Annotated in this window: 19 protein-coding genes and 2 tRNA genes; 20 read left to right on the plus strand and 1 reads right to left on the minus strand. The window is 28.8% G+C overall.

The window, feature by feature from the left end; translation table 11 throughout:
- Positions 1–2 precede the first annotated feature (2 nt).
- The 11 genes from KQI16_RS08535 to KQI16_RS08585 all read left to right on the plus strand — a co-directional run bounded on the left by KQI16_RS08535 (position 3) and on the right by KQI16_RS08585 (position 11,739).
- Entirely contained in the window at positions 3–1,160 is a 1,158-nt protein-coding gene (locus KQI16_RS08535; protein ID WP_216433579.1) for a cysteine desulfurase family protein, read from the plus strand.
- Positions 1,161–1,166: 6 nt separating this feature from the next.
- Positions 1,167–2,333 (plus strand): tRNA uracil 4-sulfurtransferase ThiI, encoded by a 1,167-nt coding sequence (gene thiI / locus KQI16_RS08540; RefSeq protein ID WP_216433581.1) that lies wholly within the window; start codon positions 1,167–1,169, stop codon positions 2,331–2,333.
- Positions 2,334–2,439: 106 nt separating this feature from the next.
- Positions 2,440–3,027 (plus strand): TetR/AcrR family transcriptional regulator, encoded by a 588-nt coding sequence (locus tag KQI16_RS08545; protein WP_216433583.1) that lies wholly within the window; start codon positions 2,440–2,442, stop codon positions 3,025–3,027.
- Positions 3,028–3,045: 18 nt separating this feature from the next.
- Positions 3,046–4,425, plus strand: coding sequence for a radical SAM protein (locus KQI16_RS08550; protein WP_216433584.1), 1,380 nt, complete (start codon positions 3,046–3,048; stop codon positions 4,423–4,425).
- Between the two features lie 274 nt (positions 4,426–4,699).
- A complete protein-coding gene (locus KQI16_RS08555; RefSeq protein WP_216433586.1) occupies positions 4,700–5,239 on the plus strand; it encodes a helix-turn-helix domain-containing protein in 540 nt (179 codons plus the stop codon).
- 25 nt (positions 5,240–5,264) lie between these two features.
- Entirely contained in the window at positions 5,265–6,323 is a 1,059-nt protein-coding gene (gene potA / locus KQI16_RS08560) for a spermidine/putrescine ABC transporter ATP-binding protein (RefSeq protein ID WP_202690613.1), read from the plus strand.
- Entirely contained in the window at positions 6,313–7,146 is an 834-nt protein-coding gene (locus KQI16_RS08565) for an ABC transporter permease (RefSeq protein ID WP_216433588.1), read from the plus strand. Before potA ends, KQI16_RS08565 begins: the two co-directional genes overlap by 11 nt.
- Positions 7,140–7,931 (plus strand): ABC transporter permease, encoded by a 792-nt coding sequence (locus KQI16_RS08570; protein ID WP_216433590.1) that lies wholly within the window; start codon positions 7,140–7,142, stop codon positions 7,929–7,931. The genes KQI16_RS08565 and KQI16_RS08570 overlap by 7 nt, the downstream gene beginning before the upstream one ends.
- Complete coding sequence (locus KQI16_RS08575) at positions 7,928–8,974, plus strand: ABC transporter substrate-binding protein (RefSeq protein WP_216433592.1); 1,047 nt, start codon at positions 7,928–7,930, stop codon at positions 8,972–8,974. The genes KQI16_RS08570 and KQI16_RS08575 overlap by 4 nt, the downstream gene beginning before the upstream one ends.
- Before the next feature lie 137 nt (positions 8,975–9,111).
- The gene (locus KQI16_RS08580) at positions 9,112–10,077 is read left to right on the plus strand and encodes a dipeptidase (protein ID WP_132025708.1); all 966 of its coding nucleotides are present in this window, start codon (positions 9,112–9,114) and stop codon (positions 10,075–10,077) included.
- 30 nt (positions 10,078–10,107) lie between these two features.
- Positions 10,108–11,739, plus strand: a complete 1,632-nt coding sequence (locus KQI16_RS08585; RefSeq protein ID WP_132025710.1) for an MBL fold metallo-hydrolase RNA specificity domain-containing protein — start codon at positions 10,108–10,110, stop codon at positions 11,737–11,739.
- Between the two features lie 136 nt (positions 11,740–11,875).
- Here KQI16_RS08585 and KQI16_RS08590 read toward each other — a convergent pair.
- Positions 11,876–11,964, minus strand: a tRNA-Leu gene (locus KQI16_RS08590).
- Positions 11,965–12,127: 163 nt separating this feature from the next.
- Between KQI16_RS08590 and polA the strand changes: the two genes are divergently transcribed.
- The 9 genes from polA to KQI16_RS08635 all read left to right on the plus strand — a co-directional run bounded on the left by polA (position 12,128) and on the right by KQI16_RS08635 (position 22,331).
- A complete protein-coding gene (gene polA / locus KQI16_RS08595; protein WP_216433593.1) occupies positions 12,128–14,806 on the plus strand; it encodes a DNA polymerase I in 2,679 nt (892 codons plus the stop codon).
- Positions 14,793–15,410 carry a dephospho-CoA kinase gene (gene coaE, locus KQI16_RS08600; protein ID WP_216433595.1) on the plus strand — a complete coding sequence of 206 codons (618 nt, stop codon included), beginning with the start codon at positions 14,793–14,795 and terminating at the stop codon, positions 15,408–15,410. Before polA ends, coaE begins: the two co-directional genes overlap by 14 nt.
- Positions 15,411–15,428: 18 nt before the next feature.
- Positions 15,429–16,082, plus strand: coding sequence for a lytic transglycosylase domain-containing protein (locus tag KQI16_RS08605; RefSeq protein ID WP_202690614.1), 654 nt, complete (start codon positions 15,429–15,431; stop codon positions 16,080–16,082).
- A gap of 26 nt (positions 16,083–16,108) precedes the next feature.
- A complete protein-coding gene (locus tag KQI16_RS08610; protein WP_216433597.1) occupies positions 16,109–17,866 on the plus strand; it encodes a peptide ABC transporter substrate-binding protein in 1,758 nt (585 codons plus the stop codon).
- Between the two features lie 38 nt (positions 17,867–17,904).
- Positions 17,905–17,988: transfer RNA gene (locus KQI16_RS08615), tRNA-Leu, on the plus strand.
- A 79-nt stretch (positions 17,989–18,067) separates the two neighbouring features.
- Positions 18,068–19,117, plus strand: coding sequence for a DNA polymerase IV (locus tag KQI16_RS08620; RefSeq protein ID WP_216433599.1), 1,050 nt, complete (start codon positions 18,068–18,070; stop codon positions 19,115–19,117).
- A 318-nt stretch (positions 19,118–19,435) separates the two neighbouring features.
- Complete coding sequence (rsxC, locus tag KQI16_RS08625; protein ID WP_216433685.1) at positions 19,436–20,764, plus strand: electron transport complex subunit RsxC; 1,329 nt, start codon at positions 19,436–19,438, stop codon at positions 20,762–20,764.
- A gap of 1 nt (position 20,765) precedes the next feature.
- Positions 20,766–21,755, plus strand: a complete 990-nt coding sequence (locus tag KQI16_RS08630; RefSeq protein ID WP_442861806.1) for an RnfABCDGE type electron transport complex subunit D — start codon at positions 20,766–20,768, stop codon at positions 21,753–21,755.
- Positions 21,756–22,331 (plus strand): RnfABCDGE type electron transport complex subunit G, encoded by a 576-nt coding sequence (locus KQI16_RS08635; protein ID WP_216433601.1) that lies wholly within the window; start codon positions 21,756–21,758, stop codon positions 22,329–22,331.
- The last annotated feature ends 2 nt before the right edge of the window (positions 22,332–22,333 follow it).

Raw genomic sequence — 22,333 nt, forward strand, 5'->3', positions numbered from 1 at the left:
TTTTGGAAGTATATTTAGATAATTGTGCCACGACAAAACCTAGAGAAGAAGTAATTGAAGAAATGTTACACGTGTTAAGGGAAGAATATGGGAATCCCTCATCTCTTCATAGAAAAGGTTTTAATGCAGAAAAAAAGATAGAAGAAGTTAGAGAAAACATTGGAAGATTTTTAAATGTTAGTAGTGATGAAATATATTTCACTTCTGGAGGCACGGAAAGCAATAATCTTGCTATTCAAAGTATAATAGATAAATGTCATAAGAAAGGTAAGCATATAATAACTAGTAAAATAGAACATCCATCAGTATTAAATGTTTTAGAATATTATGAACAAAAAGGATATGAAATTACTTATTTGGATGTAGATAGCAATGGATTAATTTCTTTAGAGCAATTTAGAGATAGTATTAGAGATGATACTATTTTAGTTTGTATAATGTTAGTAAATAATGAAGTAGGAAGTATACAACCAATTGATAAAATAAAGGATATTTTACGAAAAGAAAAGTCTAAAGCCCTGTTACATGTAGATGGGATTCAAGCTTTTGGGAAAGTACCTGTAAATATAAAAGGATGGGGAATAGATACTTTTTCATTTAGTGGACATAAAATATATGGACCTAAAGGAATTGGAGGACTATTTGTAGATAAAAAAATAAAATTAAATCCAATAATATTTGGAGGCAATCAAGAAAGAGGTCTTCGTTCTGGTACGGAAAATGTTCCTGGTATAGTTGGCTTAGGTAAAGCAGTTGAAATTATAGAGAAAAATTATGAAAAAGAAAGAGAAAAAGTAAAAAGAATAAAAAATTATTTCATAAAAAGATTGAGAGAGAATATTGAGCTTATTAAAATAAATAGTCCTATGAGTGAGAAATGTTCTCCATATATATTAAATGTATCTTTTAAATATGTTAAAGGTGAAGTGCTACTACATTATTTAGAGGATAAAGAAATATACGTATCTACTGGTTCTGCATGTTCTTCAAAGGGGACTGAGAAAAGTCATGTATTGAAAGCTATGGGGCTATCTTCTTTAGATATTGATGGAGCTATTAGATTCTGCTTTTCCTATGAAAATACAATAGAGGATATTGATTATACTGTGGATGTATTAAAAAATTCAGTAGAAGAAATACGACAAATAACTATGAGGTGATTGTAGGTGGATAAAGTAATAAGTGTTAGCTTAGGAGAGATCGCATTAAAAGGATTAAATAGAAAATATTTTGAGGATGAACTTATATCAAGAATTAAAGAAAATTTAAAGGATATAGGTTATGAAAGGATATATAAAGAACAAGGAAAATTTTATATTGAAGCACAGGAAAAAGATTTTGATATGATAATTTATAGATTAAAGAAAATATTTGGACTGGTTTATATAAGTCCTTGTATTAGAATAGATAAGAACATGGGAAAAATTGAAGAAGCTTCTATACAGATGATAGGGGAAAAATTATCCAATGAAAATATAAAAACTTTTAAAGTAGTTACTAAGAGGATAGATAAAAGTTTTCCAATTAAATCTCCAGATGTATCAAAAGAGATAGGAGCTGTAATATTAAAAGAGTATGATGATTTAAAAGTAGATGTTCATAATCCTGATATATATTTATATATAGACATAAAAGAAAATTGTTATGTGTATATAGACAAAATAAGAGGTTATGGAGGACTACCGGTTGGTACTAATGGTCATGGATTACTTTTACTATCAGGTGGGATTGACAGCCCAGTAGCTGGATTTATGATGGCAAAACGTGGGGTTAAAATAAGTGTTGTCCATTTTCATAGCTATCCTTTTACTAGTGAAAGGGCAGAGGAAAAAGTTAAAAAATTGGCTAAAATATTAAGTTTATATACTGGTCCAATAAAGTTTTATAGTGTAAATATATTGGAGATACAAAAGGAGTTAAATTCTAAATGCCCTGAAGATGAGATGACTATCCTATCTAGGAGATTTATGATGAGAATATCTGAAAGAATAGCAAATAAAAATCATATTAATGCCCTTATTACAGGAGAAAACTTAGGGCAAGTTGCATCCCAAACCATAGAAGGCATATCTGTTATTAATGCAGTGGTAAATATTCCTATATTAAGACCTTTAATTGGATTTGATAAGGTAGATATAATAGATTTAGCAAAGGAAATAGAAACATATGAAACTTCTATATTACCTTATGAAGATTGTTGTACTTTATTTTTACCTAAACATCCTGTAACTAGACCTAAATTAGAGAATATAGAAAAATCAGAGGGAAATATAGATATAGAAAGATTAATTGAAAATGCTTTAAAAACCATGAAAATATATGATATTTTATAAAGTATTAAATGGGAAAAAATGATATTTTATATTGACATACCTGTCGAATAAGTATAAAATATAATAAAGGCAATTTTCATCATATTGAAAGGAGGATAGTAATAAATTGCCTAAAATTGTAGATTATGATAAAAAAAAGCAGGAAATAATTGAAAAAGCTAAAATAGTGTTTGCAAAGCGTGGGTACCATGATACTAGCCTTTCTCATATATCAAAGAAATGTGGAATGGGTAGAACAACTATATATCAGTATTTTAAAAATAAAGATGAAATATTTTATCATACTGTAGGAAGTACTTTAGAAGAAATACAAACACAGGTTGAAGTAATAGTAACCAATGAAGAATTATCTTTTACAGAAAAGTTAAAACAAGTAATACATCAATTAACAGAAGGACAGGAGGATAATAACACATTTATATTGCTTTTAGAGACATTACTTATAATAAATAGAGGAACAAATGAAGTATTAGAAAAAATAAAGGACGATATCCAGAAATTAAAAAATACTATTGAAGACTTAATTAAAGGAGCTATTGAAAAAAAAGAAATTAAACCAGTAGATAGTAAAAGTTTTGCAGAAACTATCTATACATTTATTGAAACCTTTACACTTAAAAAGATTTCTAATAAAGGTGATTCAAAAGTTAAAGTTGAGTTTTTAAATCTATTAATTGATGGTTTAAAAATTTAAAATAAGGGGGGAGTTATAATGGCGAGTGTAAAACAATTAGTTAGCACTGCAGTGATAAATGAGGGGTTAAAATATATTGAAAAGGATCCAATGAAAAATATGCCTAAATTATTAGATTGGGCAGATAAACTTATTACAAGGGAGAATCATAAGAAATATCTTCAAACGTTTAGGGATATAGTAGCAAATCCAGATAGCAACTGGTATAAACTTATGGAAAGGTATTTTGATGAGTTATCCCCTGCATCAAGGAAAAAGTTTTTAATAAACTACATGGTAAATTCTGGTATAGTTGGTATACCTCTTCAAGATAAAGCAAAGAAAAAATATAATTGTAATATACCATGGGCAATACTTATGGATCCGACTAGTGCTTGTAATTTAAAATGTACTGGATGCTGGGCAGCAGAATACGATAAAACGGATTCATTAAGTTATGATCTTTTAGACAGGATTATAAGAGAAGGAAAAGAACTGGGAATTTATATGTATATATATTCTGGTGGTGAGCCATTAGTAAGAAAAGATGATTTGATAAGGTTAGCAGAGGAACATAGTGATTGTTCTTTCTTAGCATTTACCAATGCTACCTTAGTAGATGAAGAATTTGCTAAAAAACTAGGTGAATTAGGCAATTTTGGATTGGCTATTAGTGTAGAAGGTTATGAAGAAGATACTGATATGAGAAGAGGAAAAGGTACTTATAATAAGGTTATGGAAGCAATGGATCTATTGAAAAAAGAAGGAGTAATATTTGGTTTTTCAACTTGTTATCATAGATATAATACAGAATCAGTGGTTGATGAAGAATATGTGGATTTCTTAGTAGATAAAGGATGTATGTTTGGTTGGTATTTTACCTATATGCCAATTGGTAAAGATGCTGTTACTGACTTGCTTGTAACGCCTGAGCAGAGAAAATATATGTACCATCAGATAAGAGAGTTAAGATCTAAGAAACCAATATTTTTAATAGATTTCTGGAATGATGGAGAATATGTCAATGGTTGTATTGCTGGAGGAAGGAATTATCTTCATATTAATGCAAATGGAGATGTAGAACCTTGTGCATTTGTACATTATTCTAATGTTAATATTAAGGATGTAAGTTTAATAGAGGCATTACAATCTCCATTATTTATGCAATATAAAAAGAATCAGCCATTTAATGAGAATCATCTAAGACCTTGTCCTATATTGGATAATCCTGAAAAGATTGTAGAGATGGTAGAGGCATCAGGTGCTTATTCTACTCAACCAATAGATAGAGAAGATGCAAGAGAGTTAGCTGAAAAGACTAAACCTGCAGCTGAAAAATGGGCTCCTGTAGCAGATGAATTATGGGAGAAACATTTAGAAGAAAAATCTAAAGAGAAAGCAGAAGTTGCAAGTGAATAATTATAAATAAAAGCTGGGAAACCAGCTTTTATTATTTCTAACCAGTTAAATACTGGTTTTTTATTGAGTAAAATAATTTATATATTAAGTTAAGTAAGATAATCTGTTATCTAAAATGTGTCATAATTGTAGTAGTATGTATAAAGAAAATATTTTTTAATTTGTATTGACATTTTATTATATTAGTGCTTATAATGGTATAGTTAAAATAATAGTTTAGTAATTATAAACATATAGTTTAATATAATGTCAATTTATTGATAGGAGGATAAAGGTGAAAATTGGTGAAAAGATAAGACGCCTTAGAATAAAAAATTCTTTAACCCAAGAGGAATTAGCAGATAGATGTGAACTTACAAAGGGATTTATTTCCCAAGTAGAAAGGGATTTAACTTCACCTTCCATTGCTACTTTAGTAGATATATTAGATGGATTAGGGACAAATTTAAAGGATTTTTTTAATGAGATGGATGATGAGCAAATAGTATTTACTAAAGAAGATGTATTTATTACAGAAAATGAAGATTTAAAGTATAAATTGAGCTGGGTGATACCTAATGCCCAGAAAAATGTAATGGAACCAATTCTTGTAGAATTAAAACCTGAAGGGAAGACTAAGGAAGACTCCCCTCATGAAGGTGAAGAATTTGGATATGTGATTAATGGTAGCATTTTTGTTCATTTTGGAAATGAAAAGTATAAAGCTAAAAAAGGAGAAAGTTTTTATTTTAAAGCTAGTGCTAATCATTATATATCTAACGCAGGAAAAACAATAGCTAGGATTATTTGGGTGAGTACACCACCAAGTTTTTAAATAGCATTATAGAGGGGGTTATGATGTGGAAAAAATTCATGCCATAGACTTAAAAAATATATCAAAGGAATATAATGGAGTTCAAGTTCTTAATAATATAAATTTATATATTAGAAAAAATGAATTTTTAACATTATTAGGTCCAAGCGGATGTGGTAAAACTACTACTCTTAGAATTATAGGAGGATTTGAACAACCTACTGAAGGTCAGGTAATTTTTGAAGGAAAGGATATTACTAATTTACCACCTTATGAGAGACAAATAAATACTGTGTTTCAAAAATATGCTCTATTTCCTCATATGAATGTATTTGAAAATATAGCTTTTGGATTAAAAATAAAAAAACTTCCAAAGGATAAAATAAAAATTAAAGTTAAAGAAATGTTAAAATTAGTAAATTTACAGGGATTTGAAAATCGAACTATAGATTCCCTAAGCGGTGGGCAACAGCAGAGAGTAGCTATTGCTAGAGCTTTAGTAAATGAACCTAAGGTATTACTATTAGATGAACCTTTAGGTGCTTTAGATTTAAAGCTTAGAAAAGAGATGCAAACTGAACTTAAAAAGATGCAGCGAAAGGTTGGTATTACTTTCATATATGTTACCCATGATCAAGAAGAAGCACTTACTATGTCTGATACAATTGTGGTGATGGATAAAGGAACTATCCAACAAATTGGTACACCAGTTGATATATATAATGAACCTAAGAATGCTTTTGTAGCTAAGTTTATAGGAGAAAGTAATATTGTGGATGGAATTATGCATGAAGATTATGTGGTAGAGTTTGCTGGAAGAATATTTGAATGTGTAGATAAAGGATTTGATAAAAAAGAGAATGTAGATGTGGTAATTAGACCTGAGGATTTGGAAATAACTTCTCCAGATGAAGGGCAACTAAGGGGAATAGTTACTTCTGTTACCTTTAAAGGTGTTCATTATGAAATATTGGTGCAAGATGGAAATATTGAATGGATGATTCATAGCACTATCATGAAGCCTGTAGGTAGTGAAATAGGAATGAATATAATTCCTGAGAATATTCACATAATGAAGAAGGCGGTGGATCAATATGAGGACTAAGAGAATAGCCTATCCTTATATCTTATGGATGATCATATTTATAGTAGTACCCTTAGGTTTAATACTTTTATATTCTTTTACCACAGGAGATGGGGATATAAGAAATATTCAATTTACATTGGATAATTTTAAAAAATTTTTAGATCCTAGGTATATAGATGTATTATGGCGTTCTATAAATCTTGCATTAAAATCTACAGTTATTACTTTAATATTAGGATACCCTATGGCTATGATAATTTCAAAGGAAAATATAAAAAAGAGAAATGTAATGATATTATTATTTGTAATACCTATGTGGATGAATTTTTTATTAAGAACTTATGCATGGTTAACTTTATTGGGGAAAAATGGATTTATTAATTATATATTGACTAAATTAAGACTAAAACCTTTAAATTTAATATATAATGATGGAGCAGTATTATTAGGTATGGTATATAATTTTTTACCTTTTATGGTACTTCCCATATATTCAGTATTGATAAAGATTGACAAAAGTTTAATTGAAGCAGCAGAAGATTTAGGAGCAGGTAAGATAAAAGTTTTTACAAAAATTATATTTCCCTTAAGTATTCCTGGTATAATTACGGGGATTACTATGGTTTTTATGCCTGCAGTTAGTACTTTTGTAATTTCAAGATTATTAGGTGGAGGCCAATATATGCTTATTGGTAATTTAATAGAACAACAATTTTTAGGAACTGGAGATTGGCATTTTGGGTCTGCTATATCCATAATAATGATGGTTATAATATTAATTACTATGGCAATAACGGCTAAATTTGATAAAGATAATGAAGGTGGTGGAGGACTATGGTAAGTAAAGGAATGAAAAAGATATATACTTTTTTAATTTTTTTATTTTTATATGCACCAATTATTGTATTGATAGTGTTTTCTTTTAATAATTCTAAATCTAGGGGAGTATGGAATGGATTTACTCTAAAATGGTATGTTGAATTATTTAAAAATGATGAAATACTTATGGCTTTATACTATACATTAATAATTGCAGTTTTATCATCAGTTTTGTCCACCATAATTGGTACTTTTGCTGCTATAGGTATATATGGGATGCCTGGAATTAGCAAAAAAGTAGTATTAAATTTAAATTATTTGCCTGTATTAAACCCAGATATTGTAACAGCTGTATCCTTGATGACTTTATTTAGATTTATAAATGTGGAATTTGGATTTTTAACTATGCTATTATCTCATATTACATTTTCTATACCTTATGTAATATTATCTATACTGCCAAAGCTTAAACAGATGAACAAACATTTGGCAGAAGCAGCTATGGATTTAGGAGCCACTCCTTTTTATGCCTTAAGGAAGGTGGTAATTCCTGAGATAATGCCAGGTATAATATCGGGTGCACTTATAGCTTTTACGTTATCTATTGATGATTTTGTTATATCCTTTTTTAATAAAGGACCAGGAGTTACAAATTTAAGTATTACTATATTTTCTATGGCACGAAGGGGAATTAATCCAGTTATTAATGCATTATCCACTTTGATGTTTGTAAGTTTACTCATATTATTGTTAATAATAAATAGTAAATCATCAAATAATATTGGCGAAAGAGGCGATATAATATGACAAGGAATATAAAGATGTTAATTATAGTGAGTTTAATTTTAACTACTAGTATACTATTAACTGGTTGTGGTGATAAAAAACCTGTTCTTAATGTATATAATTGGGGAGATTATATTGATCCTTCTGTAATAAGAGATTTTGAAAAGGAATTTAATGTAAAGGTAAATTACAATACCTTTGCAACCAACGAAGATATGTATGTAAGTATAAAAAAAGGAGGTACTAGTTATGATGTAGCTTTTCCTTCAGATTATATGATTGAAAGAATGATAAATGAAGGCTTATTAGAAAAGATAGATAAGGAAAACATTCCCAATATAAAGTATATAGAGGATAGGTTTTTAAATTTAGAATTTGATCCAAACAATGATTATTCAGTACCTTATATGTGGGGAACTTTTGGTATTATATATAATAAAAACATGGTTTTAGAAGAAGTGGATAGTTGGAATATACTATGGGATGAGAAATACAAAGATCAAATATTGATGCTAGATAGTCAAAGGGATTCTATAGCTGTAGCTTTAAAAAAACTTGGATATTCTATGAATTCTAGGAATATAGATGAATTGGAAGAAGCTAAAGAAGAATTGATAAAACAAAAACCTTTGGTATATGCATATGTAGGAGATGAAGTAAAAGATATGATGATTGGTGAAGAAGCAGCATTAGCAGTTGTATGGTCAGGAGATGCAGTAGCCATGATTAGAGAAAATGATAATTTAGAATATGTTATTCCAAGAGAAGGAACTAATCTATGGTTTGATAGTATGGTAATTCCTAAAAATAGCAAAAATAAGGAGTTAGCGGAACAGTTTATAAATTTTATGAATAGACCTGAAATAGCTGCAAGAAATACCGATTATATTGGATATTCTACTCCTAATTACAAAGCCATGGAATTATTGCCAGAGGATATAATAAATAGCAAAGTAGCTTATCCTACTGATGAAGAAATAGGGGATGTAGAAATATTTAAAGATCCAAAGGATATTATTAAAGTATATGATGAAATTTGGTTGGAGGTAAAGGCACAAAGATAATTATTTAAGGGGTATGAGTTTAAATTTCAAACTATACCCCTTTTTTAAAATTTATAGAGAAATTTATGTTATTATAGATATATAAAATAAGTTATAGTATCATTAAAGATATAAGATTAATGAAGGAGGTAAGTTTTATGAAGTATATTGATTTTCATTGTGACACTCTTTTAAAGATCATAGATGAAAAGGGACAAAGTTTATATTCCAATACAGTGGCAAGTGTAGATTTTAAAAGATTAAAAAAGGCAGAAGCTATGGCACAATTTTTTGCAATATTTTTAATTGATAAGGACACATTAGAAGAAAAGTTTGATTCTGATGATGATTATATTAAAAAATTGGCAAAAATTTTGAAAGATGAAGTGGCTAAAAATAATGATATTATTTCTATGGCATATAATGCTGAAGATCTAATAAAAAATTATGCTTCGGGAAAAGTATCAGCTTTTTTAACCATTGAAGATGGAAGAAGTGTAGATGGGAAATTGGAAAAGTTAGATGAATATTACGATTTAGGAATAAGATTATTAACATTAACTTGGAATTATGAGAATTGCTTTGGCTATCCAAATTCTGAAGATTTAGATATAATGAATAAAGGTCTTAAACCTTTTGGTAAAGAGGCAGTTGAATACATGAATCATATAGGTATGATTATAGATGTTTCACATCTTTCAGATGGAGGATTTTATGATGTAGCAAAAATTAGTAAAAAACCTTTTATTGCGTCTCATTCCAACTCAAGGGAATTATCACCTCATCCAAGAAATTTAACCGATGATATGATTAAAATTTTAGCACAAAAAGGTGGCGTTATGGGACTTAACTTTGCACCCCAGTTTTTAAATGAAGATATATCTTTAAAAGATAGTAAGGTTGAACTTATGGTAAAACATTTAAATCATATAAAGAATGTAGGAGGAGAAGATGTATTAGCATTAGGTTCTGATTTTGATGGAATTGGCGGAAACTTAGAAATAAATAGCTCTGATAAGATGTATTTACTATTTGATGCTCTAAAAAAATATGGTTGGAGTGAAAGATTAATTGAAAAACTTGCATACAAAAATGCTATTAGAGTTATAGGAGATATTTTGTAATGTATAATAAATTTACAAGGGGGAATATCAGTGGATATTCAATTTTTTGGTGCAGCTAAGATGGTTACTGGTTCGAACCATTTAATTAAAACTGATAAGTATAATATTTTGATAGATTGTGGGATGTTTCAAGGTTCTTCAGAAATAGAAAGATTAAATTATGAAGATTTTCCCTATGATCCTCGTGATATTGATTATTTAATATTAACTCATGCTCATATTGATCATAGCGGAAGAATACCAAAGCTTGTAAAAGATGGATTTAAAGGTAAAATTATAACAACTAAACCTACTTATGATTTATGTAAAATAATGCTAAAAGATTCTGCTAAAATTCAAGAAGCAGATGTGGAATGGGAAAATAGGAAACGACAAAGAGCTGGTAAGGAATTTATAGAGCCTTTATATACTATTGAAGAAGCAGAAATTAGTTTAAAATTCTTTGAAACTTATTTATATAATCAAAGAATAAAAATAAATGATGATATCTTACTTAAGTTTAGAGATGCAGGACATATGTTAGGTTCTGCTATTATAGAGTTATGGATAAAAGAAAATGGGCAATATGTTAAATTAGTTTTTTCAGGGGATTTAGGTATGCCTGATAGACCAATTATAAATGATCCTGAGTATATTGATAGTGCTGATTATTTAATAATTGAATCTACATATGGAAATAGAGTTCATGAAAAATTTAAGGAAAGTGCAGAAAAATTGGTAGACATAATAAATAGAACAGTAGTAAAAGGTGGAACTGTAATTATACCTTCTTTTGCAGTAGGAAGAACTCAAGAAATTATATATGAATTAAATAAGCATTATGAGTATAATAATAATATTGAAGAATATATGAAAATTCCTATATATGTAGATAGCCCTATGGCTGTATTAGCTACAGAAGCATTTCAAGCTAATTCTAGTAGTTTTAACGAAGAAGCAAAAAAACTTATTTTAAAAGGAGATAATCCATTTATATTTCCAAACTTAAGATATATAAAAGATCAAAAGGAATCTATAGCATTAAATAAATATAAGTTTCCAAAAGTTATAATTTCTTCCAGTGGTATGGCTACAGGAGGCAGAGTAAGGCATCATCTAAAACATAATTTGTGGGATGAAAAAAACAGTTTAGTATTTGTTGGATATCAAGCAGAAGGAACTTTAGGTAGAATTATATTAAATGGAGCTAAAAAAGTAAAAATATTAGGGGAAGAGGTAGCAGTAAAGGCAGAAATATATGATCTGCAAGGTTTTTCTGGGCATGCAGATCAGTTAATGCTTATGGATTGGATAAGGAAATTTAAAACTAAACCACAAAAGATATTTATTGTTCATGGTGAAGAAGATGCATCGGAAGTTTTTGCACAGTTAATAGAAAAGGAATTTAATATAGAAACTATAATACCTAATTTAGGAGATAAATATAGTATTAAAAAAGAAACTGTAGAATTTACTGAAAGGGAATTAATTGAATCTCATGCTTTAAAAAGTGATATTTTAGAAGAGTTAGAAGATATATATCTTCAACTTCAATCTTTGAATAGAAGAAAATTCCAGTTAGTAGATCCTAAATTATTAGAAAAGAATTATGACACTATTAAAAATATATTAATAGATTTACAACAAAATTTAATGGATTTAAATATTATATTAGGGAAATAAGTTGTAGAAGGTGATGTAATGTCAAATAAAATAGAAGGTAAATTAAATAAAATAAGGGACTGAAATGTTTATAAAAACACAAAAAGCCATCTTCAATATTAAGAAGATGGTTTCATTATAAACTTAAAATTTTAATTGGTGCCGAAGGCGGGAATCGAACCCGCACGGAGTTTGAGCTCCATTGGATTTTGAGTCCAACGCGTCTGCCAGTTCCACCACTTCGGCGTATTGTTTACAAGGATAATAATAACATATATCTTAAAAATAATCAAGAATTTTTTATTTTTAATTTGTTTACTAGAAAGTACATTTATTATATACTTATAAATATGTAAGTTTTTAGTGAATTAATATTAATGTTTAAACATAATATATGAGGAGTGGTATTGTGAGTGAAGAAAAATTGATGGTTATAGATGGCAATAGCTTATTACATAGGGCTTTTTATGCTTTACCCTTATTATCAACTAAAGATGGAATTTATACGAATGGTGTTTATGGATTTTTAACTATGTTACATAAAATTCAGGAAGATTATGATATAGATTATATCTGTGTAGCTTTTGATAAGAAAGGACCTACTTTTAGGCACGAAGCTTTTGAACAATATAAAGCTAATAGAGACTCTACACCTAATGAATTAGCTTTGCAATTTTCTATACTAAAGGAGATATTAAACGCTATGAATATTCGTCAAATAGAATTGGAAGGTTATGAAGCAGATGATATAGCAGGAACTCTATCTAGAATTGGTGAAGAAAATGGAATGGAGGTAATATTAGTTACAGGTGATAAAGATTATTTACAATTATTATCTTCAGATAATATAAAAGTTTTAATAACCAAGAAAGGAATTACAGAGTTAGAAGAATATAGTAGAGATAAGATTATAGAAGAGTACGGTATTACTCCAGAACAATTTATAGATCTAAAAGGGCTTATGGGGGATAAATCAGATAATATACCAGGAATACCAGGGATTGGAGAAAAAACTGGCATAAAATTATTGAAACAATTTGGTTCAATTGAAAATATTTATGATAATATAGATGAAGTGGGAGGAAAGAAAACTAAAGAAGCTTTAATAGAACATAAAAATATTGCATTTTTAAGTAAAAAATTAGGGGAAATTATAAAAAACGTCCCAATTCAAATTTCCATGGAAGAGTTAAAGATAAAAGAACCTGATTGGAATAAATTAGTTGAACTTTATAAGAAGTTTGAGTTTAATAGTCTATTATCCAAAATACCTGATAGCAAATTAAAAATACAAGAAGAGTCTTCTCATAAAGTTAAATATAAATTAATAAAGGATAATAAGTTTAGAGATATTATAGATGAGCTAGATTCCAATGAAGAATTTGGATTTAAATTTGTATTTGAACATGAAAATTATATGAAAAGTTCTATGTTAGGTATAGGAATAAAGATTGCAGATAATTCACCTTATTATATTGATTTTTCAGAAAATAATATAGATGTTTTCATAACTACATTTAAAAAATATTTTGAATCTAAAGACATAAAAAAGTATGGTCATATGATGAAGGTTGATATAATAGGATTATTAAGGATGGATATCCATATAAAAGGTATTGAATTTGATACTATGATAGGAGAATATATATTAGATCCTGCACAATCGAATTATAGTGTTAATCAATTAGCTATGAAATATTTAAATAGCTCTTGTAAAGAAGAAGAGCAATTACTAGGTAAGGGTAAACACAAAAAAACTTACGGAGATTTATCAGTTGAAACTAGAGCAAAGTATGTTTCCACTATATTAGATTTGGTTTACAGAGTTAAAAAACCAATAAGGGAAAAGATAAAAGAATTGAAAATGGATTGCCTGTACTATGAAGTAGAATTACCTTTAGTAGAAGTATTAGCGGATATGGAATATAATGGATTTAAAGTTGATTTAGAAGTACTTAAACAACTAGGTGATGAGTTTGAATCTCAAATAAATAATTTAACAAATGAAATTTATGAATTAGCAGGACAAGAGTTTAATATAAATTCTCCAAAACAACTAGGTGAAGTGTTATTTGATAAGTTAAAATTACCTGTGATAAAAAGAACTAAGACAGGATATTCTACTGATGCAGAAGTATTAGATAAATTAAGAGGGCAGCATGAAATTATAGAAAAAATACTTAAGTATAGGCAACTGGTAAAGCTAAAAACTACATATATAGATGGGCTCATAAATTTAGTAGATGAAAAAACACATAAAATCCATTCAAGTTTTAATCAAACGGTAACCAACACAGGGAGAATTTCAAGTACTGAACCTAATCTACAGAATATACCTATAAAAACTGAGGAAGGTAGAAAAATTAGAAAAGCTTTTGTACCTAAATCTAAGGATTATGTTCTTGTAGATGGCGATTATTCTCAAATAGAATTGAGGGTGTTAGCCCATCTTTCTAAAGATCCAAAACTTATGGAGGCTTTTTTTCGGGATGAAGACATTCATACTAAAACAGCTTCTGAAATATTTGGTATCCCCAAAGATGAAGTTACTCCAGCAATGAGAAATAAGGCCAAAGCAGTTAATTTTGGTATAATTTATGGGATAAGCGATTATGGACTCTCTAGAGATTTAAATATACCTAGAAAGGAAGCAAAGGAATATATAGATAATTATCTAGAAAATTATAAGATGGTAAAGAAATACATGGAAGATATTATAGAAATAGGTAGAAAAAAAGGCTATGTAGAAACCATACTAAATAGAAGGAGATATGTACCAGAATTAAAATCTAAAAATTTCAATGTAAGATCTTTTGGAGAGAGAATAGCTATGAATACTCCAATACAAGGTAGTGCTGCTGATATAATAAAAGTTGCTATGGTGAAGATATATAAAGAATTAAAGGATAGAAATTTAAGATCTAAATTGATACTTCAAGTGCATGATGAACTTATTATTGAAACGCATAAGGATGAATTAGAAGAAGTAAAACAGCTTATGAAGTATACTATGGAAAATGCTATAAAATTAGATGTACCATTAAAGGTGGAAATAAAGGTAGGGAATAATTGGTATGAAACACAATAATTGTAAAATCATAGGAATAACTGGCGGTATTGCTACTGGTAAATCTACGGTTACATCTATGTTAATAGAAAAAGGATACAAAGTAATAGATGCTGACAAAATAGCAAAACAAGTAGTAAGCAAAGATTCTTCTGTATATAGAGAGATAGTTACTTATTTTGGAGAGGATATATTAAAAAATGATGGAACTATAGATAGAAAAAAACTTGGAAATTTAGTATTTAGAGATGAATACAGTAGAAAAAAATTAAATGATATAGTGCATCCTCATGTACTTTTAACTATAAAAGAAACTATAAAGAGAAATATGGAAAAAGAAAAGATTTTGTTTATTGATGTACCTTTATTAATAGAGGAAATAGATAATTTAAAAAAGTATGGAATAGTATTTGATGAGATATGGCTGGTTTATACAGATGAAAAGACTCAATTAAATAGATTGATTAGACGAAATGGTATAAGTGAAGAGGAGGCAATTTATAGGATTAAGTCTCAGATGCCAATAGATGTGAAAAAAAGATATGTTACAAGAATTATAGATAATAGAGGAGATAAAAAAAGACTCGAAGAACAAGTAGATGAAGTTTTAAAAGAAATAATATAAGATTTTGGAGGGTTACCTTTGATATGGAAGGGTAAATTATTTAAAAATGTACTAATTTTTTTAACAATATTTTTTAGTATGTTATTGATTATAAATTTATATTTTAATATCTCCTATCCTCTGTCATACAAAAATATAATTAGAAAATATTCTAAACAATTTGATGTGGATCCTTATTTAGTAGCAGCAATAATAAATGTTGAGAGTAATTTTAATAAAGATGCTATATCTTCTAAAGATGCCCGAGGGCTTATGCAAATTTCCCCAACTACAGGCAAATGGGCATCAGAGGTTTTAACAATAGAAAATTTTACTTTGGATAGATTATTTGAACCAGATGTAAATATAATGATAGGGACTTGGTATATAAATATGTTATCCAAAGAATTTAACAATGATTTATATTTAGTATTAGCAGCCTATAATGGCGGTAGTGGTAATGTAAGTAAGTGGCTAGAGGACAAAAAATATTGTGATGATGGAGAAAATTTAAGAAAAATTCCATTTAAGGAAACAGAGCAATATGTAGAGAAAGTGATTAAAAATTATGAAATATACAAGAAATTGTATGATGGTCAATTTGAAAATCTCAATGATGATAATAGTTCTTTGCTTATAATATTATTTCATAATATAAAAAAATTAATTAAAGCTTTTATAATATATAAATAATATAGATGGCAAAAGGGGGAGTGGATTTGAATTTTAATAAGGTGATACTTATAATATTGGCTTTAATCATGTTAATTGTAACAGTAGGATGTGAAAAAGATTTTCAAGATGACCATATGGTTGATTTAGATGTAGATGTAAATGTAGAAAAAGAGTATAAGCCTGAGTTTGGTGGTGAATTAATACTTCCTTTAACTATTATAAAAACATTAAATCCTTTAATAAACGAAAATGCAAGTTATTACTATTTTAGTAAACTTATATATGAAGGATTATTTGAGTTAGATGATAATTTGAATATTAAAAATCAATTAGCTGAAGATTATACTGTTAAGGACGGAGGAAGAGTAATTAGTATTAAACTTAGAGAAGATGTATTGTGGCATGATGGTGAAAAGTTTACGGCAGAAGATGTTGCTTTTACTATAAACACAATTAAATATGCTAATAATGATATTGGTTATAAAAAGATGTTTGATAATGCATTTGGCAGTTTCATAAATTCAGATATACGTAAAATTATAGATGTACAGGTGATTGATAGCTATAATATAGATATAATATTTAATAAAAAATTTAGTCATGAATTGGAAATATTGACATTTCCAATTTTACCAAAACATAAATTTGTATTAGAAAAGGAAGATAAAAATGCCTATATAAATGCATTAGCAGAAGAGGATTTTGTTCCTATTGGTACGGGACCATATATGTTTGAAAAATACGATAAACATAAAACTATTTTTTTAAAAGCTTATGAACAATATAGAGAAGGTAGACCTTATATAGATAGTATAGTTGGGAAAATGTTAGAGGATGATGAATTATCTTTAGTAGCTTTTGAAACTGGACAAGTTCATCTTACTACAGCTTTAGATATAGATTGGGAAAAATATGATCAAAACAATAGAATTAGAATATATGAATTTATTTCGCCTAATTATGAATTTTTAGGATTTAATTTTTCAAATAGTATTTTTAGGAAAGAGGGAAGTAATAAACTAAGAAAGGCATTTGCTTATGGGATAGACAGACAGTCTATAATTCAGAGGGTGTATTTAGGGCATGGGACTCAAACAGATTTACCAATTTACCCTAATTCATGGCTTTTATCAGAAGATTCTAATATCTATGGATACAATCCGTCCAAAGCCAAAGAAGAATTAGATAAATTAGGTTGGAAAGATGTAGATGGAGATGGGTTTTATGAAGATGAGCAAGGTAAAAAAGTTCAATTAAGGCTTATTACTAATTCATATAATCCTTTAAGATTAAAAGTGGCAGACATGATAGTAGAGAATTTGAATGACATAGGCATTTTTGTAGTTAAGGATTATCCAGAAAAAATACCTGAAAATATAACAGAGGAAATGAGAGAAGAACAATGGGAGCAAGTAAAAAACCGAATATTAAAAGGAGATTATGATATAGCCTTATTAGGTTGGCATTTATCAGTAATTCCAGAATTATCTTTTGCTTTTCATTCTACTCAAATAAAAGCAGGTACTAATTTTATTAGGTACAATAATAAAATGATGGATGAAGCTTTAATTGAAACTTTTATTTCAGTGAATAGAAATGATAAACTAAGAGCTTATGAAAAATTACAAACTATAATAAATGAAGATTTACCTTATGTAAGTTTGTTTTTTATAAATGAGGCTTTGCTTGTGGATAAAAAGGTTATGGGAGATATAGATCCAACATTTTTTAATATTTATAGGAATATTGAAAAATGGTATATACCTAAGGAATTTCAGCAGGAGACAGTTGATAAAAAATGAAAATGTATTATAATGTATATATACAACTAATATTAATTGCAGGAGTGGTGGAATAGGCAGACACGTACGCTTGAGGGGCGTATGGCACAGCCGTGAGGGTTCGAATCCCTTCTCCTGCACCAGATAAACACAGGTAGACGTTTCTCCTGTGTTATTTTTATAATATAGTATAAACAAATTATCATATTAAGGTGATAACTTATGACACATAGATCTATTATTCATGTGGATATGGATGCTTTTTATGCACAAATAGAGCAAAGAGATAATCCTAAATTAGTGGGTAAGCCTGTGATTATTGGCGGGACAAGTTCTAGAGGCGTAGTATCTACTGCTTCTTATGAAGCAAGAAGATATGGTGTTTATTCTGCAATGCCCATAGAAGCTGCAAAAAAACTTTGCCCAGAAGGAATATATTTACCAGTAAATATGGAAAAGTATAAGAAAGTATCAAGTGAAATTTATAATATATTTAAAAGGTATACTAAAATATATGAACCTATTTCCATAGATGAAGCTTTTTTAGATGTAACTGGTAAAGATGCTCTAGAAATTGCTAAAGCTATAAAAAGTGATATAAAGAATGAACTTAAACTTACAGCATCAGTAGGTATATCTATAAATAAATTTTTAGCAAAATTAGCATCGGAAGCAGATAAACCTGATGGGCTAACTATTATAAAAAAAGATGAAATTTTATCTTTTTTAAGACCTTTACCTGTTAATAAAATTTGGGGTGTAGGTCCTAAAATGAATAGAGAATTAAATAAACTAGGGATTTATTATGTAAGAGATATACAAAATTACGATATAGAAGTATTAATGTCATTATTTGGCAAATGGGGCAAAGAAATATATGAACTTGCTTATGGAATAGATGAAAGGCCAGTAGAGCCTAATAATTTAAGTAAATCTATTGGAGAGGAAAAAACTTTTTTGAAGGATGTGTGTGATGTAAATATATTACTCAAGGCTCTAAAGAATTATTCCATTAATCTTTCAAATAAACTTAAAAAAAGAGGATACTTAGCTAGAACCATTAGTATAAAAATAAAATACAAAGATTTTACTATAGAAAATAGAAGTGTAACATTAAGTATTCCTACAAGAGATGAAAATATAATTTTTGATACAGCTAAATATATATTATTAAACAAATTTAATATAAATAAGGAAATTAGACTTATAGGGCTTATCCTTTCAAATTTAATATATCCTGAGGATCCTTTACAGTTAAGTATGAAAATATAAAAGGAAACTATAGTTTTTTATATTTACAAACTATTATCTATATAAATTAATATATTATGAGCAAAATCTATCTTTAATAAATTAGACTATAATATTTTCATTCAATAATTAGCCTTAGGCATAATATAGTTAAAAATCTCAATACGTCTATAGAGTATACATATAGCTAAAATAATGTTATAATAAATTATAAGAAGATGTGGTATGAGCCCTTTTGGGTGTTAGAAGGTGTTTTTTAATTATAGCAGTTTAAAGGTAAAAAATGTTTTTGTTGATTATTAACTAAAGAATAGAGAAAATGAGGTGAAAAAGATGAGTTTGAAAAATCTTACTTTTAAAGGTGGAGTTATGGTGCCTGGATATAAAGAATTTACGAGAGAAAAACCAATAGAAAGGGCTATAGAACCTTCTGTTGTAGCTATTCCATTGCATCAACATACTGGTGCACCTTGTGAGCCAATAGTAAAGGTTGGGGATAGCGTGAAGGTAGGTCAAAAGATTGGGCAATCAGATGCTTTTGTTTCAGCACCAGTTCATTCATCTATATCTGGTATTGTAAAGAGCATAACTCCTATGGCTATACCTACAGGACTTACTGTTAATTGTGTAGTCATTGAGTCTGATGGGAAAAATGAATTGCATGAACTAGTAAAGCCTTATAAAAGTTTAAAAGAATTAACTTCTGAAGAAATAATAAATATAATAAAGGAAGCTGGTATAACAGGAATGGGAGGTGCAGGATTTCCTACTCATGTAAAACTATCACCACCACCGGAAAAAAAGATTGATACCATTATAATAAATGGTGCTGAATGTGAACCATATATAACGGCAGATCATAGAAATATGGTGGAAGAACCTGAAAAAATAATATTTGGTTTGAGAGCTATTATGAAAGCAGTAGTAGGAGTTGAAAAAGGAATTGTTGCTGTAGAAGAAAACAAACCTGATGCAATAGAAGCTTTAAAAAATGTTTGTAAGGATTATGAAAGTATCAAAGTAGTATCTTTAAAAGCAAAATATCCTCAAGGGGATGAAAAGAGATTAATAGATGCTATTTTAGGGCGTCAAGTCCCATCTGGTGGACTTCCAATGGATGTAGGAGCTGTTGTATGCAATGTATCTACTACTAAAGCTGTTGCAGAAGCAATAAGTATGGGAAAACCTTTGTATGAAAGAGTAGTAACTGTTACTGGAAGAGGTATAAAGGAACCTAAAAATTTAATAGTGAAAATAGGGACTAGCTTTAAGGATATAATAGAACAATGTGGCGGATTTACAGAAAACGCTCCGGGCAAGATAATTATGGGAGGACCTATGATGGGAATAAGTCAATTTTCAATAAATGTACCAGTTATTAAAGGTACAGGTAGCATACTGATATTAACAAAAGAAGAAGCAGAACCAGTACAAGTTTCTTCTTGTATTAAATGTGGTAAATGTGTTGAAGTTTGTCCAGTACATTTACAGCCACTATATTTAAGTACTTATTCTTTGAAAGAAAAGTTTGAAAAGGCAGAAGAATTTCATGCTCTTGATTGCATAGAATGTGGGGCATGTTCATATATATGTCCAGCAAAAAGGCCATTAGTTGAATCTATTCGTATTGCTAAAAGAGAAATAATTGCGAAAAGAAGGGGGATATGAAATGAAAAACAAAGCGGCAACTACTTCTAAAGTTGATGAAATGGACTTTGAAGGGATGTTATTAGTTTCTTCATCTCCTCATATAAGATCAGATGAAACTGTACAGAGGATAATGCTTGATGTAATAATAGCTCTAATACCAGCTATGATAGGAAGTGTCTATTTTTTTGGTATAAGTGCACTTAAGCTTATTTTAATTTCTGTTGCTTCATCTGTTTTGTTTGAAGCTTTAATCCAAAAGGCTTTTAAAAGAGAAGTTACCATAAATGATTTATCGGCAGTTATAACAGGAATTTTAATTGCTTTCAATTTGCCAGCCAATGCACCGTTGTGGTTACCAATAATTGGTTCAGCATTTGCAATTATTATAGTAAAGCAATTTTTTGGAGGATTGGGTTCTAATTTTATGAATCCAGCTTTAGCAGCTAGAGCAATGCTTTTAACATCTTGGCCTAACCATATGTCAAGTTTTACAGGACCACGACCTGATGTAATAACAACTGCCACTCCTTTGACTATAATGAAAACTGGTGGGACTCAGTTAACAGGATCAGAGTTACCTTCTCTTATGGATATGTTTGTTGGAAATATTCCTGGAGCTATAGGTGAAACATCTGCACTATTGTTATTGATAGGAGCTATATATTTAATAATAAGACAAGTTATTGATTGGCGAATACCAGTATTCTATATTGGAACAACTTTTATAATGTTAATATTATTAGGAGTGGAATCAGAGTTTTTACTTTACCATATATTAGGTGGAGGTTTAATCCTTGGAGCTTTTTATATGGCTACAGATTATGCTTCATCGCCTGTAACGTCTAAAGGTAGGATTATATATGGTATTGGAGCGGGGATACTTACTGCAATAATTAGAGTAAAGGGCGGATACCCAGAAGGAGTATCTTATTCAATTTTGCTTATGAATATAGCAACTCCAATAATTGAAAAAATTACAAGACCTAGAGTTTTTGGGGAGGTGAAGTAAATGAATGAAACATTAAAATTAGGATTAATATTGTTTATTATAACTGCTGTATCAGCATCGGTTCTAGCAGTTTCAAATAATATAACTTCACCTAAAATAGCAGAAGCTGATAGAATAGCAGATCAAAAAGCAAAAGCTGAAATATTACCCCAAGGAGATGAATTTAGACTATTAAGTGAAGAAAAATTCAATGAAATAAAAGAAGAATATCCTAATGTAACTGAAATATTTGAAGCTTATAAAGGTGAAAAATTAGTGGGATATACTATTAAAAACATATCAAAAGGTTATGGTGGGGACATAGAAATTATGACTGGGATATCAACAGATGGAATGATCACGGGAATTAAAATTTTAAATCATTCTGAGACACCTGGGCTTGGAGCGAATCTTACTAAACCACATTTTATAAATTCATTTAAAAATAAACCGATAGATAAAGAATTGGTAGCATCTAAAAGTCCAGAGAATGATAATGAAATACAAGCTTTAACTAGTGCTACCATAACTACTAATGCAGTATTAGATGGTGTCAATGTTGCTCGTGAAATATATAATTTAAAATTAGCTGATTAGCT

The organism is Caproiciproducens sp. MSJ-32, from assembly GCF_018918055.1.
Classification (GTDB): domain Bacteria; phylum Bacillota; class Clostridia; order Clostridiales; family Clostridiaceae; genus Clostridium.

Excerpts from the sequence above, each read along its gene's own strand:
- coaE (WP_216433595.1), top strand. The coding sequence starts at position 14,793 with ATGAAACACAATAATTGTAAAATCATAGGAATAACTGGCGGTATTGCT.
- KQI16_RS08575 (WP_216433592.1), top strand. The coding sequence starts at position 7,928 with ATGACAAGGAATATAAAGATGTTAATTATAGTGAGTTTAATTTTAACT.
- KQI16_RS08620 (WP_216433599.1), top strand. The coding sequence starts at position 18,068 with ATGACACATAGATCTATTATTCATGTGGATATGGATGCTTTTTATGCA.
- KQI16_RS08550 (WP_216433584.1), top strand. The coding sequence starts at position 3,046 with ATGGCGAGTGTAAAACAATTAGTTAGCACTGCAGTGATAAATGAGGGG.
- KQI16_RS08570 (WP_216433590.1), top strand. The coding sequence starts at position 7,140 with ATGGTAAGTAAAGGAATGAAAAAGATATATACTTTTTTAATTTTTTTA.
- KQI16_RS08565 (WP_216433588.1), top strand. The coding sequence starts at position 6,313 with ATGAGGACTAAGAGAATAGCCTATCCTTATATCTTATGGATGATCATA.
- KQI16_RS08635 (WP_216433601.1), top strand. The coding sequence starts at position 21,756 with ATGAATGAAACATTAAAATTAGGATTAATATTGTTTATTATAACTGCT.
- KQI16_RS08630 (WP_442861806.1), top strand. The coding sequence starts at position 20,766 with ATGAAAAACAAAGCGGCAACTACTTCTAAAGTTGATGAAATGGACTTT.
- KQI16_RS08580 (WP_132025708.1), top strand. The coding sequence starts at position 9,112 with ATGAAGTATATTGATTTTCATTGTGACACTCTTTTAAAGATCATAGAT.